Below are 16,348 nucleotides of genomic sequence, written 5' to 3'. Positions count from 1 at the left end.
CGGAATTGAGGGGTGCGGCGCGATCGCGCGGGCGCCTATTGAATCTGGTCTACATTTGCCGGTCTGCACAAAAAAACGTACAGAAATCAGCGGTCACGCACAAAATAGAGTAGGAAATCGCTCAGAAAGGAGAAGCCGAGAATGGCAGGATGGAGGTCATTGCCCGGCGCCGGTCCGGGCCATATCGTCAGAGCGACCGCCGGGGGCTGAAGGTAGCCAGGAGAAAGTTATGCGCGTCTCAGGGGGAAGCGGATCAGCGTCGTTCGCCGTCGCGCTGGCCTTTGCCCTTCCCTTTTGCGGCTCGCCGCTGCAAAACACCCTCCATGATGCCGACAACCCCGTTGAGGGGTTTCCACAGCGCCACCAGCAGCAGCAACGGGCCGTATATTCGCACACCACCCTTCGCGGCCTGACCGGTGAACAGCAGGGCTAAACCATCCAGCAGCAGGCACAATGCGCTGCCGGTGCCGACGAACAGACACAGCAGGAAGAGGATCGGTCGGCTGTCGGCGTGTAGCGGTAAAGCACGCTGGCTCCAGACGCCAACGAGAATGGCCGCGAACAACATGATCGCTTCGATAACCAGCGGATTATGCATGGTCTGACTCCTGTCATGACGTATCATCCTTGTCAGCAGCGTTGCCGGAGGCGGCGGGCGTCGCCCTCGTCCCCGGCAGGCTGCTTCAGTTTACAGCGCGTTTTCCTGTAGCAGCTTATCGATAAAGGCGGGCACCACTTCGCTCGCCAGTCCGTAGTGCTTTTCGGCAAACTCGCTGCCCACCTGGCTGGGCTCCAGGTTCAGTTCAACGGTGTGGGCGCCGTGCAGCCGCGCCTCGTGCACAAAGCCGGCCGCCGGATAAACGTGGCCGGAGGTGCCGATGGCGATAAAGATATCCGCTTCGGCCAGCGCGCTGTAGATCTCGTCCATCCCCAGCGGCATTTCGCCAAACCAGACCACGTGGGGACGCAGCGCCGCCGGGAACTGGCAGCAGTGGCACTTGTCCTCTGCGGTGACGTCGCCGGTCCACTCCAGTACCTGGCCACTCCACGAACAGCGCACCTTCAGCAGCTCGCCGTGCATATGGATTACCCGGCGGTTGCCGGCGCGTTCGTGCAGATTATCGATATTCTGGGTGACCAGCAGAAAATGGTCGCCCAGCAGATCCTCCAGACGCGCCAGCGCCAGATGCGCCGCGTTCGGCGCGATCTCCGGACTCTGCAGCTGACGACGGCGGGCGTTGTAGAACGCCTGCACCAGCGCCGGGTCGCGGGCAAAACCTTCCGGCGTCGCCACATCTTCCACCCGATGCTCTTCCCACAGGCCATCGGCCGCGCGGAAAGTTTTGATCCCCGACTCCGCCGATATGCCCGCGCCGGTTAACACCACCACTCTCGGTTTGGCCATCGCTTCAGGCTTCATCCTGTCCTCCCTAAAGAAAATCCGCTGACGCAGACGGTCACGCAACTGACGTTTATTGCGACGAAAACGGCTCAATCGATGTAAACGGCGCGACTGCATAGCTACCTCTGTGATTAATGGGTCAGATGAAGGAAGGCCGCACCGCGCATTCCCCCGGCATCGCCATGGCGCGCGCGCTCAATGCGCGGTACTCTGGCGACCGGCAGAAGATGGCGCGGCAATCGCTGCGCCAGCCCTTCGCTAATGGCCGTAAAGTTAGATAATCCACCGCCGAGCACCAGCAAATCCGGGTCGACAATGGTCAGTATATTCCCCAGACACACCGCCAGCAGATCGAGATAGCGCTCTACGTGCGCCAGGGCGCGCGGATCGTGCTGCTGCCACTGCGCCACAATCTCCGGCGAGGTGAGCGGTTGCTGATAAAAATGTTCATACAGCCAGGCAAAACCGCGGCCGGAGAGATAATTTTCAATGCAGCCCAGCTGGCCGCAGCCGCAGCGAAGCAGCGGAAAATCACGCCCGACCACCTCCAGGGCATCCACCGGCAGACGAATATGACCAAACTCGCCGGTGATATAGCTATGTCCGGTAATCGATTTACCGTTCAACACCAGGCCGCCGCCCACGCCGGTGCCGAGGATCAGCCCCATCACCAGCGGGTATTGCGTAAACTCATCGTCCCACGCTTCCGACAGCGCGAAGCAGTTGGCGTCATTATCGAGGCGCACATCGCGTCCCAGCCGCGCGCTGAGGTCGGCGCGCAGCGGCCGGCCGCTGGCGGCAGGCACGTTAGCGGCATACAGCGTGCCGTCCGCCGTTTCCGGCATCCCCGGGATACCGATCCCAACCGACCCCTGCTGGTCGAAGCGCTCATCGGCCTCGCGGACCAGCGCCTCTACTGCCTGGAGAAAATCCTCATAACTGCTTTTCGGCGTGGCGACGCGTTTTTCCCACTGCAGCCGCCGCTCCTGATTAAATACGCCCAGCGCTATCTTGCTGCCGCCAATGTCAAATCCATAGTACATTTCAGCAATTCCTCTTGTGTCGTCAGCCAGGCCGACGATGACGATAAATTACTGGCCACTCAGCACCCTCGCCGGGTCGATACGGCTGGCGCGGCGGGCGGGATACCAGCTGGCCAGCAAACTCAGCAACAGTGCTGTCACCAGCACATAAAAGACGTCCAGCCAGTGCAGTTCTGACGGCAGGAAGTCAATAAAATAGATGTCGCCGGAGAGGAATTTATGCCCAATCAGGTATTCGATGCCGTTGATGATTGACGTCAGGTTCAACGCGCAGATCACGCCGATCACCACCCCAAACAGGCTGCCTACCGATCCGGCTAATAAACCATACCACACGAAAATCGCGCGAATTAAGCCGTCTTTTGCGCCAAGCGTGCGCAGCACCGCAATATCGCCGCTCTTGTCTTTGACCGCCATCACCAGCGTCGAGACGATGTTAAAGCAAGCCACGCCGATCACCAGCACCATTGCCAGGTACATAATGGCGCGGATCATCTGGATATCGCGATACATATAGCCGTAGGTGCCGATCCAGCTCTTGATATATACGTAGCTGTTGGTCACCTCGCCGGCGTCGCGCACCAGCTTGTTAGCATGGAAAACGTCCGTGACCTTGATGGCGATACCGGTCACGCTGCCGCCCATCTCCAGGTACTGCTGCGCATCCTGCATCGGGATCATGGCAAAACTATGATCGAGCTGGCCGCTCAGCTGCAAAATACCGGTCACATGCAGCCTGACGCGTTTCGGCTGCAGCAGCTGATGGTCGGCGTCGGCGTTAGGGATCATGATCGACACCCAGTCTCCCTGCTTCACGTGCAGCGCATCAGCGACGCCTTTACCCAGAATCACCTGCTGTTCACCGGCCTTGAAGCCGGCCCACGCGTTATTCTGCACAAAGGTGGGCAGCGCGCTGAGCCGGGTTTCCTGCTGCGGGTCGACCCCTTTCACCTGGATGGCGCGCATATTGCTGCCGCTTTCCACCAGGCCGGTGAAGTTAATATAGGGCGCCGCGGCGACTATCCCCTTCACTTTCTGCACCTTAGCCAGCGCCTCCTGCCAGTTATTCCACGGCTGGTTCACGGGTTCGATTTCACCGTGCGGCACCACCGCCAGCACGCGGTTATTCAGCTCGCGCTCAAAGCCGTTCATCGCGCTGAGGCCGACGATCAGCACTGCCACCCCCAGCGCAATACCGATGGTGGAGATCACCGAGATCAGCGACACCATGCCGCCGCGCCGCCGGCCGCGGCTGAAACGCAATGCAATCAGTAACGATAACGGAGAGGCCATTACTCGGCCCCCATCAGGGTCAGGTCGGCGGTCAGGCGGCCATCGCGCATCTCCAGCTGGCGGCTCATCCGCTTCGCCAGCTGCAGGTCGTGGGTCACCACCAGAAACGCGGTGCGCTGCGCGAGGTTCAGTTCGCCCAGCAGCTGGAAGATGCTGTCGGCGTTGCGAGCGTCGAGGTTACCGGTCGGCTCATCCGCCAATACCAGTCGCGGTTTGTTCACCAGCGCGCGGGCAATCGCCACCCGCTGGCGTTCGCCACCGGAGAGTTCCGACGGACGGTGATGGCTGCGGTGTTCAAGCCCGACCGCCTGCAGCATCGCTTTCGCCTGACGTTCAATGTCCGCCGGCTTCTTTTTGCCAATCAGCAGCGGCATCGCCACGTTCTCCAGTGCGCTAAAGTCCGGCAGCAGATGGTGGAACTGATAGATAAAGCCCAGCTCGCGGTTACGCAGGTCGGCGCGCGCGGCGGTGGAGAGCTTGCTCATCGGCTGGCCGGAGAAAATCACGTCGCCAGAGGTGGGGGTATCGAGGCCGCCCAGCAGATGCAGCAGGGTACTTTTGCCGGAGCCGGAGGTACCGACGATGGCCATCATCTCGCCTTCATCAATGCTGAAGCTGACATTGTGCAGGACATCGGTTTGCACATTGCCTTCCTGATAGCGTTTGCACAGGTTGTCGCATTGCAGCAGGATCTTATTCATAACGTAAAGCCTCAGCGGGTTGAGTGGCGGCAGCGCGCCAGGAAGGGTACAACGTAGACAACAATGCCAGCGCCATCGCCACCAGGGCGATAACGACGACCTGCAGCGGCTCAATCGCCACCGGCAGCGCCGCGCCGTCAAGGAAGGCGCCGATGATCGGCATTAAATTATTCAACTGGCTGGCCAGCAGCGCACCAAGCACCGCTCCCAGCAGCGCGCCGACGATCCCTGCGCTGGCGCCCTGCACCATGAAGACGGCCATAATCTGCCGCGGCGTCAGCCCCTGGGTCTGCAGGATCGCCACTTCGCCCTGCTTCTCCATCACCATCATCCCCAGCGAGGTAATAATGTTGAAGGCCGCGACGGCGACGATCAGGCTGAGCAGCAGGCCCATCATATTTTTCTCCATGCGCACCGCCTGGAACAGTTCACCCTTGCGCTCGCGCCAGTCCTGCCACTGGGTGCCCGGCGGCAGCGTCTGCTGGCTGAGGGTATCCACTTGCAGCGGTTTATCCAGCCACAGGCGCCAGCCGGTGATATTCCCCAGCGGATAGCGCATCAAACGGGAAGCGTCGTCGATGTTGGTCAGCATCTGATAACCATCGACTTCGCTGTTGGCAGCGAAGGTGCCGATGACCGTAAACAGGCGCTGGCTCGGCACGCGGCCCATCGGCGTAAACTGGCTGGCGGAAGGAACCATCAGGCGAATTTTATCGCCGCGATTAACCCCCAGCTGACCCGCCAGCTGCTCGCCGAGAATAACGTTATATTTACCCGCCTGCAGATCGCTCTGTTTGACGTTCACCAGATACGGGGTCAGGGGATCGTTCTGCGCCGGGTCGATGCCCAGCATGACCCCAACCGCCACGCTGCGCGCGCTCTGCAGCACCACGTCGCCGGTGGTGATCGGCGCCACCCGGGTTACGCCCTGGAGTTTCGCCTCGCGCTCCGGCAGCTGTTGGGGATTCACCGAACCCTGTTTGGCGCTAAGTATGGCCTGGGGCATCAGCCCCAGGATGTTGTTTTGCAGCTCGCGTTCAAAGCCGTTCATCACCGACAGGACCGTCACCAGCGCCATGACGCCGAGGGTAATACCGATGGTGGAAAGCCAGGAGACGAAGCGACCGAAGCGGTCGGCTGCTCGCCCACGCATATAGCGCAGGCCGATAAAGAGTGCGGCAGGTTGATACATGTCATCCATCTGGTTGCTGATAGCCGATTCCCGAGTATATAAGCGATTAGGGGCAGCGTAAATGACTGATACCTGACGACTTTATTAGCAAAAATCCTAAAACCCAAGCAAATACAAACGGATAGATAAGTACTTACTTATTTATCTTTACGCTTATCGACAGCGCTGACCTTTCTTCACCCAACACGCGATGGCAATTCGGGTTGGCGAATCCAGACCAATCGCGGATAATCTCACTATTGAATATCAGCGAGTTGCCCTCCATATCGGCAGAGCGAATCCCTAAGAGACCATGAAACCGTCTATGCCTGAACAATATCGATACTCATTGCCGGTGAAAGCCGGTGACCAGCGCCAGCTTGGCGAGTTGACCGGCGCAGCCTGCGCCACCCTGGTGGCGGAGATGGCCGAACGCCACAAGGGCCCGGTGGTGCTGGTGGCGCCTGACATGCAAAACGCGCTGCGTCTGAACGACGAGATCAGGCAGTTCACCGACAGCATGGTGATGGGGCTGGCGGACTGGGAGACGCTCCCTTATGACAGCTTCTCACCGCATCAGGACATCATCTCCTCCCGTCTTGCCACCCTTTACCAGTTACCCACCATGCAGCGCGGCGTGCTGATCGTCCCGGTCAGCACGCTGATGCAGCGCGTCTGTCCGCACAGCTTCCTTCACGGCCACGCGCTGGTGATGAAAAAGGGTCAGCGCCTGTCGCGCGATGCGCTGCGCGATCAGCTTGAGGGGGCCGGCTACCGCCATGTCGATCAGGTGATGGAGCATGGCGAATATGCTACCCGCGGCGCGCTGCTCGATCTGTTCCCGATGGGCAGCGACCAGCCCTACCGCCTCGATTTTTTTGACGATGAAATCGACAGCCTGCGCCTGTTCGACGTCGACAGCCAGCGCACGCTGGAGGAAGTGGCGGCCATTAACCTGCTCCCGGCGCACGAATTCCCCACCGATCAGACCGCCATCGAGCTGTTCCGCAGCCAGTGGCGCGACCGCTTTGAAGTGAAACGCGATGCCGAGCATATCTATCAGCAGGTCAGTAAAGGGACGCTGCCTGCCGGTATCGAATACTGGCAGCCGCTGTTCTTCAGCGAGCCGCTGCCGCCGTTATTCAGCTATTTCCCGTCCAGCACGCTGATCGTCAACACCGGCGATCTCGAGGCCAGCGCGGAGCGTTTCCAGAATGAAGCCCGCGCCCGTTTTGAAAACCGCGGCGTCGATCCGATGCGCCCGCTCCTGCCGCCGGAACTGCTGTGGCTGCGCAGCGATGAGCTGTTTAGCGAACTGAAAAAGTGGCCGCGCGTACAGCTGAAAACCGAGCGCCTGGCGGACAAAGCGGCAAATACCAATCTGGGCTACCAGACGCTGCCGGACATCGCCGTCCAGGCGCAAAACAAAGCGCCGCTGGATAATCTGCGCCGCTTCCTCGAAGCGTTTACCGGCCCGGTTATCTTCTCGGTGGAAAGCGAGGGTCGCCGTGAAGCGCTGAGCGAAATGCTGGCGCGGATTAAAGTTGCGCCAAAACACGTGCTGCGTCTGGAGGAAGCCACCGGCAACGGCCGCTATCTGATGATTGGCGCCGCCGAGCACGGGTTTATCGACAGCCAGCGCGGCCTGGCGCTGATTTGCGAGAGCGACCTGCTCGGCGAGCGCGTCGCGCGCCGTCGTCAGGATTCCCGTCGCACCATTAACCCTGACACACTCATTCGCAACCTTGCCGAACTGCATATCGGCCAGCCGGTCGTTCATCTGGAACACGGCGTGGGACGCTATGCGGGGATGACCACCCTGGAGGCGGGCGGCATCACCGGCGAATACCTGATGCTGACCTACGCTAACGATGCCAAATTATACGTTCCGGTCTCCTCCCTGCATCTTATTAGCCGCTACGCCGGCGGAGCGGAAGAGAACGCGCCCCTGCATAAGCTGGGCGGCGATGCCTGGACCCGGGCGCGGCAAAAAGCGGCCGAGAAGGTACGCGACGTCGCGGCCGAATTGCTGGATATCTACGCCCAGCGCGCAGCGAAAGCCGGTTTTGCCTTTAAACACGACCGCGAACAGTATCAGCTGTTCTGCGACGGTTTCCCATTTGAAACCACGCCGGATCAGGCGCAGGCGATCAACGCCGTCCTCAGCGATATGTGCCAGCCGCTGGCCATGGACCGCCTGGTGTGTGGCGATGTGGGCTTCGGCAAGACCGAAGTGGCCATGCGCGCCGCCTTCCTCGCCGTGGAGAACCACAAACAGGTGGCGGTACTGGTGCCGACCACCCTGCTGGCTCAGCAGCACTATGACAACTTCCGCGATCGTTTCGCCAACTGGCCGGTACGCATCGAAATGCTCTCCCGTTTCCGCAGCGCTAAGGAGCAGGCGCAGATCCTCGAGCAGGCCGCGGAAGGCAAAATCGATATCTTGATCGGCACCCACAAGCTGCTGCAGAGCGAGGTGAAGCTCCGCGATCTGGGGCTGCTGATCGTCGACGAAGAGCACCGGTTTGGCGTGCGGCATAAAGAGCGTATCAAAGCGATGCGCGCCGATGTCGATATCCTGACCCTCACCGCCACGCCGATCCCGCGAACGCTGAACATGGCGATGAGCGGGATGCGGGATCTGTCGATCATCGCCACGCCGCCGGCGCGCCGCCTGGCGGTAAAGACCTTCGTTCGCGAATACGATGCGCTGGTGGTGCGCGAGGCGATCCTGCGTGAAACGCTGCGCGGCGGCCAGGTTTACTACCTGTTTAATGACGTCGAGAACATCCAGAAAGCCGCCGACAAACTGGCGGAGCTGGTGCCTGAGGCGCGGATCGCCATCGGCCACGGTCAGATGCGGGAGCGTGAGCTGGAGCGGGTGATGAATGACTTCCATCACCAGCGCTTCAATGTGCTGGTGTGCACCACCATCATCGAAACCGGGATCGACATTCCCACCGCCAACACCATCATCATCGAACGCGCCGACCATTTTGGCCTCGCCCAGCTGCACCAGCTGCGCGGCCGCGTTGGCCGCTCCCATCACCAGGCCTATGCCTGGCTGCTGACGCCGCATCCAAAGGCGATGACCACCGATGCGCAAAAGCGCCTCGAAGCCATTGCCTCGCTGGAAGATCTCGGCGCCGGCTTTGCGCTAGCCACCCACGATCTGGAGATCCGCGGTGCCGGGGAACTGCTGGGCGAAGATCAGAGCGGTCAGATGGAGACCATCGGCTTCTCCCTGTATATGGAGTTGCTGGAGAATGCGGTGGATGCGCTGAAAGCCGGGCGCGAGCCGTCGCTGGAGGATCTCACCAGCCAGCAGACCGAAGTCGAACTGCGCATGCCTTCCCTGCTGCCTGACGATTTCATCCCCGACGTCAATACCCGCCTGTCGTTCTATAAGCGCATTGCCAGCGCCAAAAACGAACAGGATCTGGAGGAGATCAAAGTCGAGCTGATCGATCGTTTTGGTCGCCTGCCCGACGCCGCCCGCAACCTGCTGGATATCGCCCGTCTGCGTCAGCAGGCGCAGAAGCTGGGGATTCGTAAACTGGAAAGTAACGAAAAAGGCGGCGTGATCGAATTTAACGAGAAAAACAACGTCAATCCAGTGTGGTTAATTGGCCTGCTGCAGAAGCAGCCGCAGCACTTCCGCCTGGACGGGCCGACGCGCCTGAAGTTCATGCAGGATCTCGAGGAGCGTAAGACGCGGATGGACTGGGTTCGCCAGTTCATGCGCCAGCTGGAAGAGAACGCCGTCGCCTGATCGCGGGGGGATATGGCCGTTACGCCGTATCCCCCTTTCCACATATCTGGCAATCTTTACAAACATTTTGCAATCCGCCTGGATTTCCCCACACAGACTCACGCCATAATCTCATCTCCTTTTTCATATAAAAATAACCACTTATATATTTTGGAGTTATGGTAATGAGAATCCGTTTCCCCTTGATGCTGGCGCTGGTCGCGCTGGTTGCTGCGCTGGCGCTGCCCGCGCGCGCTAACACCTGGCCCCTACCCCCGCCGGGCAGCCGACTGGTGGGGCAGAATCAGTTCCATGTGGTGCAGGATAACGGCGGTTCGCTGGAGGCGATTGCCAAAAAGTACAATGTCGGCTTCCTGGCCCTGCTGCAGGCCAATCCCGGGGTGGACCCCTACGTTCCGCGCGCCGGCAGCGTGCTGACCATCCCCCTGCAGACGCTGCTGCCCGATGCGCCGCGCGAAGGGCTGGTGATTAACCTTGCCGAACTGCGCCTCTACTATTACCCGCCAGGCAAGAATGAAGTGACCGTCTACCCGATCGGCATCGGCCAGCTGGGCGGAACCACCATCACGCCGACAATGGTTACGACCGTGTCCGACAAGCGGGCCAATCCGACCTGGACGCCAACCGCCAACATTCGCGCGCGCTACAAAGCGATGGGGATTGAGCTGCCGGCGGTGGTGCCTGCCGGTCCTGACAACCCGATGGGACATCACGCCATCCGCCTCGCCGCCTATGGCGGAGTCTATCTCCTGCACGGCACCAATGCCGATTTCGGCATCGGTATGCGCGTCAGCTCCGGCTGTATTCGTCTGCGCGACAACGATATCAAGGCGCTGTACAACGCCATCTCGCCGGGCACGAAGGTGAATATTATCAACACGCCGATCAAGGCGTCGGTAGAGCCGGACGGTCGCCGTCTGGTTGAGGTCCATCAGCCGCTGTCTGAGCATATCGATGACGACCCGCAGACCCTGCCTATTACGCTTAACGCGGCCATGAAGGCGTTCAAACAGGCGCCGCAGACCGACGGAACAGTGATGGAGCGCGCGATGAATTACCGCTCGGGCATGCCCATTGACGTCACCCGTCATGCGGACCCCGGCCCGCAGTCGCTGTAACCTCACACCGCAGAAAACAAAAAACCCGCCTTCAGGCGGGTTTTTTGTTGGCAAGGGTCAAACAGGGGTACAACAGGGTTTTACTCATCGCTGACCGGTGAAGGGGGCCGGGCAGCGACGCATCGGGTTTACTTGTAGATAACCGCGGTACCGTGAAGGGTATTCGGACCGGTTACCGAAGTAATACGGTATGAGGTGGCGCCCATCTCATCCGCTTTCTGCGCCAGCTGGTCTTCCAGCGAACCCAGGTTAGTCCCTGCGGAAGCTGAGATAGTGCCCACTTTATGCTGGCCGGCTGGGGTGGACTGCACCTCAACAGCGGCAAAGCTGGCGAAAGAGAGGGAGCTAAGAACGGCGGCAATAGCCAGAGTATTAACGGTTTTCATGATTATTATACCTATGCAGATGAATTTTATAGTAGGGTCGTAAGCATTAACTTAACGATCGATAGGTAAATATTAATGTGATCTAAGTCACACGTCAACGCATTTTTATAACGACCGTTTAACTATTTATAAAATGCTTAATTTTCATACGCATATGAATTATTTGTTTTTGAACCAACAGCGCTGGCCCCGGCGATCGTTTATTTTTATAATGACGATTCACCAAACCAACATAGGTACAACGGCATCATGACAACTGACGTTCAGAGTTGCGCCAAAAAAAGCCGTGGCCGACCGAAGGTGTTCGACAGGGATGCGGCGCTGGACAAAGCCATGACACTCTTCTGGCAGCACGGCTATGAGGCGACCTCGCTCGCCGATCTGGTCGAGGCGACAGGAGCAAAAGCCCCCACCCTGTATGCGGAATTTGTGAATAAAGAAGGACTGTTCCGCGCAGTATTGGACCGTTACATTTCGCGCTTTGCCGCGAAGCACGAAGCCGTGCTGTTTGCTGAGGGAAAATCCGTCGATCGGGCGTTGCGCGACTACTTCACCGCGGTCGCCACCTGTTTTACCAGCAAAGAGACACCGGCCGGCTGCTTTATCATCAATACCTCCGCCGCGCTGGCCGCCTCCTCGACGGATATCGCCAATACCATCAAATCCCGCCATGCGATGCAGGAGCAGGCGCTAACCCAGTTTCTGCAGCAGCGGCAAGCGCAGGGCGAACTGCCCGCGGGCCGCGACGTGGGGCAGCTGGCGCAGTTTCTCAACTGTGTCCTGCAGGGGATGTCCATCAGCGCACGGGAAGGCGCCGATTTTGACAAACTGATGCAAATCACTGACACCACCCTCCGTCTCTGGCCGCTGGTTCTCGAGTCCTGATGCGCCCCGCTTCCGGCGGTGTTCAACCGCCGGAACCGCCCGCCGTTTCGCTTATCCCCACAAAATAGATTGATTTTTATTACCTTTTCTCGCGCAAGATAAACGCAAATGATATTGATTGCGATATTCATTATGTGCAAAATCCTTTTTTGAGTTTTTCCAGATGTTTCGCATTGTAACGAATACCGGCCCGACGCCGGCCCATAACAACGACAAAACAACTTGCTCATAAAAGGAATGGATATGAAAAAGCGCCTCTGGGTGCTCCACCCTCTGCTGCTGGCCAGCGCGCTGCCTGCGCTGGCGGCTCAGTCTGAAGAAGACAGCATAATCGTTAGCGCGAACCGCACCCACCGCACCGTAGCCGAAATGGCCCAAACCACCTGGGTCATTGAGGGCCAGGAAATTGAGCAGCAGGTCCAGGGCGGAAAAGAGTTCAAAGACGTGCTGGCGCAGCTGATCCCGGGCATCGACGTCAGCAGCCAGGGGCGCACCAACTATGGGATGAACATGCGCGGGCGCGCCATCGTCGTGCTGATTGACGGCGTCCGGCTCAACTCTTCCCGCACCGACAGCCGCCAGCTCGACGCCATCGACCCGTTCAACATCGAACATATCGAAGTGATCTCCGGGGCAACCTCGCTGTACGGCGGCGGCAGTACCGGCGGACTTATCAACATCGTCACCAAAAAAGGGCAGCAGGATCGCCAGGTCGATCTTGAGGTGGGCAGCAAGAGCGGGTTTGCAAACAGCAACGATCATGATGAGCGCGTCGCGGCGGCGGTCAGCGGCGGGACAGACCACGCGTCCGGGCGTTTATCGGTAGCCTATCAGCGTTTCGGCGGTTGGTACGACGGCAATAACGATGCGCTGATCCTCGATAACACCCAAACGGGGCTCCAGCACTCTGATCGTCTGGACGTCATGGGGACGGGAACGATCGAGATCGATGACAACCGCCAGCTGCAGCTGGTCACCCAGTACTATAAAAGCCAGGGCGATGATGACTATGGCCTGTGGCTCGGGAAAAATATGTCCGCGGTCACCAGCGGCGGCAAAGCGTACACCACCGATGGGCTCAATTCCGATCGTATCCCCGGCACCGAGCGCCATCTGATCAGCCTCCAGTACTCCGATGCCGATTTCTTCGGCCAGAATCTGGTGAGCCAGGTGTACTATCGCGATGAGTCCCTCACCTTCTATCCATTCCCGACGCTCAGCAAAGGTCAGGTCAGCAGCTTCTCCTCGTCGCAGCAGGATACCGATCAGTACGGGGCAAAGCTGACCCTCAACAGCCAGCCGCTGGCGGGATGGGATCTCACCTGGGGTCTCGACGCCGATCATGAGACCTTCAATGCCAACCAGATGTTCTTCGATCTGCAACAATCGCTGGCGTCCGGCGGGCTGCACAACGAATCGATCTACACCACCGGCCGCTATCCGGGATACAGTATCTCCAACGTCGCGCCGTTCCTGCAGTCGAGCTATGATCTGAACGATATCTTTACCCTCAGCGGCGGGGTTCGCTACCAGTGGACCGAAAACCGGGTTGACGACTTTGTCGGCTACGCCCAGCAACAGGATATCGCCAACGGCAAAGCGCGCTCCGCCGACGCCATCAAAGGCGGCAAAACCGATTATGACAACTTCCTGTTTAACGCCGGGATCGTGGCCCATCTGACCGAGCGTCAGCAGACCTGGTTTAACTTCTCGCAGGGCGTTGAGCTGCCGGATCCGGGTAAATACTATGGCATCGGGAAATACGGCGCGGCGGTCAATGGTCATCTGCCGCTGCTCTCCAGCGTCAACGTCGATGACTCGCCGCTGCAGGGGATCAAAGTTAACTCGTATGAGCTGGGCTGGCGCTATACCGGCGATAACCTGCGCACTCAGCTGGCGGCGTATTACTCGACTTCGGATAAGACCATCGTCGTCAACCGTACCGATATGACCATCGATGTTCAGTCCGACAAACGGCGTATTTACGGCGTTGAGGGTGCGGTCGATTACTTTATTCCGGACAGCGACTGGAGCGTCGGCGGCAACTTCAACGTGCTGAAATCACAGGTGCAGACCGATGGCCGCTGGCAGAAGTGGGACGTTACCCTCGCCTCGCCGTCCAAAGCCACCGCCTGGGTGGGCTGGGCGCCGGATCCGTGGAGCCTGCGCGTGCAGAGCCAGCAGGTGTTTGACCTCAGCGACGCCGCCGGCAACAAGCTGGAAGGCTATAACACCGTCGATTTTATCGGCAGTTACGCGCTGCCGGTGGGAAAACTGACCTTCAGTATCGAAAACCTGCTTAACGAAGACTATATCACCATCTGGGGCCAGCGCGCGCCGCTGCTCTACAGCCCAACCTACGGCAGCTCGTCGCTGTATGAATACAAGGGCCGCGGCCGCACCTTCGGTCTGAATTACTCGTTAACCTTCTGATAAAAAAAGCCCCTCAGCCTGAGCGATTGAGGGGCTAATCAATACACAAATCTGTTTTTAGATTTTGTTGTTCAGGACCAGCTGGCCGTTGTTGTCCAGCGGGATCTGGCTGCCAGGATCGTGATCCATCCGGATTTTCCCCTGCTGATCGCCTATCTTATAGGTCACATCGTAACCCAGCATCTTGTCGGATTTGTCATACACCGTTTTGCAGCGCTGTTGCGTGGTGGTGTAGGTGTCGTTGTCCTGCATCGCGCCCTGGATCTGGTTACCGGCATAGCCGCCGCCCAGCGCGCCCACCACCGTCGCCACGCTGCGTCCGTGACCGCCGCCGAACTGGTGGCCAATCACCCCGCCCGCCACCGCGCCCAGCACGGAACCGGCGATGCGGTTTTCATCCTGTACCGGACGACGATGGGTCACGGTGACATTGCGGCATTCCTGGCGCGGGGTTTTCACGGTTTCTTTAATCGGTGTGCTGGAGACCACTTGCGCATACTGCGGGCCGCGATCTAACACGTTGAGACCAGCGACAGCTGCAACGCCCAGCGCGGCAGCCACGCCTATCCCTATACCCGCCAACATAGATTTATTCACGGGAGATCCTCCTTTGTTGCTGTTGATACAATTTTGCAACCGGACCCGGGAAGGCGCAAATCAGATAGCGGATGAAAAGTGCGAGAATTCGCTGCAAATCAAAGGGATTCAGAGGATTCCGAGCGGGATTGCCGCCGGTTCAGCAGAAGAGCCCGGAGGCGCCGCCAGGGCGCGCTCCGGGTCGCAACAGCGATTAATGCAGCTTGAGGCGCGGGCGAATGATGCGGTTGATGCGCCCAACCAGCATCATCAGGCCGGTTTTGAAATAGCCGTGCAGGGCGATCTGGTGCATACGGTACAGGGAGATGTACACAAAGCGCGCAATGCGCCCTTCCACCATCATCGAGCCGCGCATCAGGTTGCCCATCAGGCTGCCGACGGTGGAGTAGTTGGATAGCGACACCAGCGAGCCATGGTCTTTATAGGTGTACGCCTTCAGCGGTTTGCCTTTCATCTGCGCGAGGATGTTATTCAGCGCGCAGGTGGCCATCTGGTGCGCCGCCTGGGCACGCGGTGGCACAAAGCCGCCTTCCGGACGGGCGCAGGAGGCGCAGTCGCCAATGGCGAAAATATCCGCGTCGCGAGTGGTCTGCAACGTCGGCTCAACCACCAGCTGATTGATACGGTTGGTTTCCAGGCCGCCGATCTCTTTCATGAAATCTGGCGCTTTGATCCCGGCCGCCCAGACCATCAGATCCGCTTCAATATATTCGCCATCTTTGGTGTGCAGGCCGCCCGCATCGGCGCTGGTGACCATGGTCTGGGTCAGCACCCGTACACCCAGCTTGGTCAGCTCATTATGCGCCGCCCCGGAAATGCGCGGCGGCAGCGCTGGCAGAATGCGTTCGCCCGCTTCGACCAGCGTGACGTTCAGCGCTTCGTTGGTCAGCCCTTTGTAGCCGTAGCTGTGCAGCTGTTTCACGGCATTATGCAACTCAGCGGAGAGTTCCACGCCGGTGGCGCCGCCGCCGACGATGGCAATGTTTACTTTACCGTTAGCGCCGAGGTTCGCGGAGTATTTAAGGAACAGGTTGAGCATTTCCTGATGGAAACGACGCGCCTGGTGCGGGTTGTCGAGGAAAATGCAATTCTCTTTAACGCCAGGGGTGTTGAAGTCATTCGAGGTACTGCCCAGCGCCATCACCAGCGTGTCGTACGGCAGTTTACGCTCAGCCACCAGCAGCTCGCCTTTTTCATTGCGCAGCTCGCCGAGGGTGATGGTCTTCCCTTCGCGATTGATATCGACCACCGACCCCAGCTGGAACTGGAAGCCGTGGTTGCGGGCATGGGCCAGATAGCTCAGCGCATCGACACCTTCATCCAGAGAACCGGTGGCCACTTCGTGCAGCAGCGGCTTCCACAGATGGCTGTGGTTACGGTCCACCAGGGTGATTTTCGCTTTCTTATGGCGCCCTAACTTTTTCCCCAGCTGAGTTGCCAGTTCCAGTCCGCCTGCGCCGCCACCCACAATTACGATTTTTTTCAATGGCGTAGTCATGTGTACCCCTAAAATTATTAACCAATTGTTAAATAAAAGTTATTAAAAT

General features: G+C 59.2%; 16 protein-coding genes. 5 read left to right on the top strand and 11 right to left on the bottom strand.

Going from position 1 to position 16,348, the window contains the following annotated elements:
* Window positions 1-253: 253 nt before the first annotated feature.
* The 7 genes from ABLU73_RS09055 to ABLU73_RS09025 form a co-directional block, all read right to left on the bottom strand.
* Window positions 254-598 carry a hypothetical protein gene (locus ABLU73_RS09055; protein ID WP_057214320.1) on the bottom strand — a complete coding sequence of 115 codons (345 nt, stop codon included), beginning with the start codon at window positions 596-598 and terminating at the stop codon, window positions 254-256.
* 90 nt (window positions 599-688) lie between these two features.
* Window positions 689-1,519, bottom strand: a complete 831-nt coding sequence (cobB, locus tag ABLU73_RS09050) for a Sir2 family NAD+-dependent deacetylase (protein ID WP_017898959.1) — start codon at window positions 1,517-1,519, stop codon at window positions 689-691.
* A gap of 14 nt (window positions 1,520-1,533) precedes the next feature.
* Window positions 1,534-2,445: an N-acetylglucosamine kinase gene (gene nagK / locus ABLU73_RS09045; protein WP_004204591.1), complete on the bottom strand. Its 912-nt coding sequence runs from the start codon at window positions 2,443-2,445 to the stop codon at window positions 1,534-1,536.
* Window positions 2,446-2,493: 48 nt separating this feature from the next.
* The gene (gene lolE, locus ABLU73_RS09040; protein ID WP_008806005.1) at window positions 2,494-3,738 is read right to left on the bottom strand and encodes a lipoprotein-releasing ABC transporter permease subunit LolE; all 1,245 of its coding nucleotides are present in this window, start codon (window positions 3,736-3,738) and stop codon (window positions 2,494-2,496) included.
* Window positions 3,738-4,439 (bottom strand): lipoprotein-releasing ABC transporter ATP-binding protein LolD, encoded by a 702-nt coding sequence (gene lolD, locus ABLU73_RS09035; RefSeq protein WP_004204584.1) that lies wholly within the window; start codon window positions 4,437-4,439, stop codon window positions 3,738-3,740. Before lolD ends, lolE begins: the two co-directional genes overlap by 1 nt.
* On the bottom strand, window positions 4,432-5,631 hold the full coding sequence (gene lolC / locus ABLU73_RS09030; RefSeq protein WP_004204582.1) for a lipoprotein-releasing ABC transporter permease subunit LolC: 1,200 nt from the start codon (window positions 5,629-5,631) through the stop codon (window positions 4,432-4,434). The genes lolD and lolC overlap by 8 nt, the downstream gene beginning before the upstream one ends.
* 133 nt (window positions 5,632-5,764) lie before the next feature.
* On the bottom strand, window positions 5,765-5,896 hold the full coding sequence (locus ABLU73_RS09025; RefSeq protein ID WP_004140630.1) for a hypothetical protein: 132 nt from the start codon (window positions 5,894-5,896) through the stop codon (window positions 5,765-5,767).
* Window positions 5,897-5,935: 39 nt separating this feature from the next.
* On the opposite strand from ABLU73_RS09025, the gene mfd reads away from it, so the two are divergent.
* Both mfd and ABLU73_RS09015 read left to right on the top strand, forming a co-directional pair.
* Entirely contained in the window at window positions 5,936-9,382 is a 3,447-nt protein-coding gene (gene mfd, locus ABLU73_RS09020) for a transcription-repair coupling factor (protein ID WP_048294481.1), read from the top strand.
* A gap of 164 nt (window positions 9,383-9,546) precedes the next feature.
* On the top strand, window positions 9,547-10,500 hold the full coding sequence (locus ABLU73_RS09015) for a L,D-transpeptidase family protein (protein ID WP_017898955.1): 954 nt from the start codon (window positions 9,547-9,549) through the stop codon (window positions 10,498-10,500).
* Between the two features lie 128 nt (window positions 10,501-10,628).
* Here ABLU73_RS09015 and bhsA read toward each other — a convergent pair whose 3' ends face one another.
* Complete coding sequence (gene bhsA / locus ABLU73_RS09010) at window positions 10,629-10,886, bottom strand: multiple stress resistance protein BhsA (RefSeq protein ID WP_002900788.1); 258 nt, start codon at window positions 10,884-10,886, stop codon at window positions 10,629-10,631.
* Window positions 10,887-11,019: 133 nt separating this feature from the next.
* Between bhsA and ABLU73_RS09005 the strand changes: the two genes are divergently transcribed.
* Window positions 11,020-11,139, top strand: coding sequence for a hypothetical protein (locus ABLU73_RS09005; RefSeq protein WP_048294479.1), 120 nt, complete (start codon window positions 11,020-11,022; stop codon window positions 11,137-11,139).
* Window positions 11,136-11,771 (top strand): TetR/AcrR family transcriptional regulator, encoded by a 636-nt coding sequence (locus ABLU73_RS09000; RefSeq protein WP_004204579.1) that lies wholly within the window; start codon window positions 11,136-11,138, stop codon window positions 11,769-11,771. The genes ABLU73_RS09005 and ABLU73_RS09000 overlap by 4 nt, the downstream gene beginning before the upstream one ends.
* Before the next feature lie 51 nt (window positions 11,772-11,822).
* Here the strand turns inward: ABLU73_RS09000 and ABLU73_RS08995 are convergent, their stop codons facing one another.
* Entirely contained in the window at window positions 11,823-11,945 is a 123-nt protein-coding gene (locus tag ABLU73_RS08995) for a hypothetical protein (protein WP_004140642.1), read from the bottom strand.
* A 69-nt stretch (window positions 11,946-12,014) separates the two neighbouring features.
* Between ABLU73_RS08995 and ABLU73_RS08990 the strand changes: the two genes are divergently transcribed.
* Entirely contained in the window at window positions 12,015-14,204 is a 2,190-nt protein-coding gene (locus ABLU73_RS08990; protein WP_128335616.1) for a TonB-dependent siderophore receptor, read from the top strand.
* Between the two features lie 57 nt (window positions 14,205-14,261).
* Here ABLU73_RS08990 and ABLU73_RS08985 read toward each other — a convergent pair whose 3' ends face one another.
* Together ABLU73_RS08985 and ABLU73_RS08980 are read right to left on the bottom strand one after the other, a co-directional pair.
* Window positions 14,262-14,801: a glycine zipper 2TM domain-containing protein gene (locus tag ABLU73_RS08985; protein ID WP_002900781.1), complete on the bottom strand. Its 540-nt coding sequence runs from the start codon at window positions 14,799-14,801 to the stop codon at window positions 14,262-14,264.
* Between the two features lie 193 nt (window positions 14,802-14,994).
* Window positions 14,995-16,299, bottom strand: coding sequence for an NAD(P)/FAD-dependent oxidoreductase (locus ABLU73_RS08980; RefSeq protein WP_008805997.1), 1,305 nt, complete (start codon window positions 16,297-16,299; stop codon window positions 14,995-14,997).
* Window positions 16,300-16,348: the final 49 nt, after the last annotated feature.

This window comes from Klebsiella sp. GG_Kp175, assembly GCF_040062325.1.
Classification (GTDB): domain Bacteria; phylum Pseudomonadota; class Gammaproteobacteria; order Enterobacterales; family Enterobacteriaceae; genus Klebsiella; species Klebsiella quasipneumoniae.
This window is presented reverse-complemented; position numbering and strand designations above follow the sequence as displayed.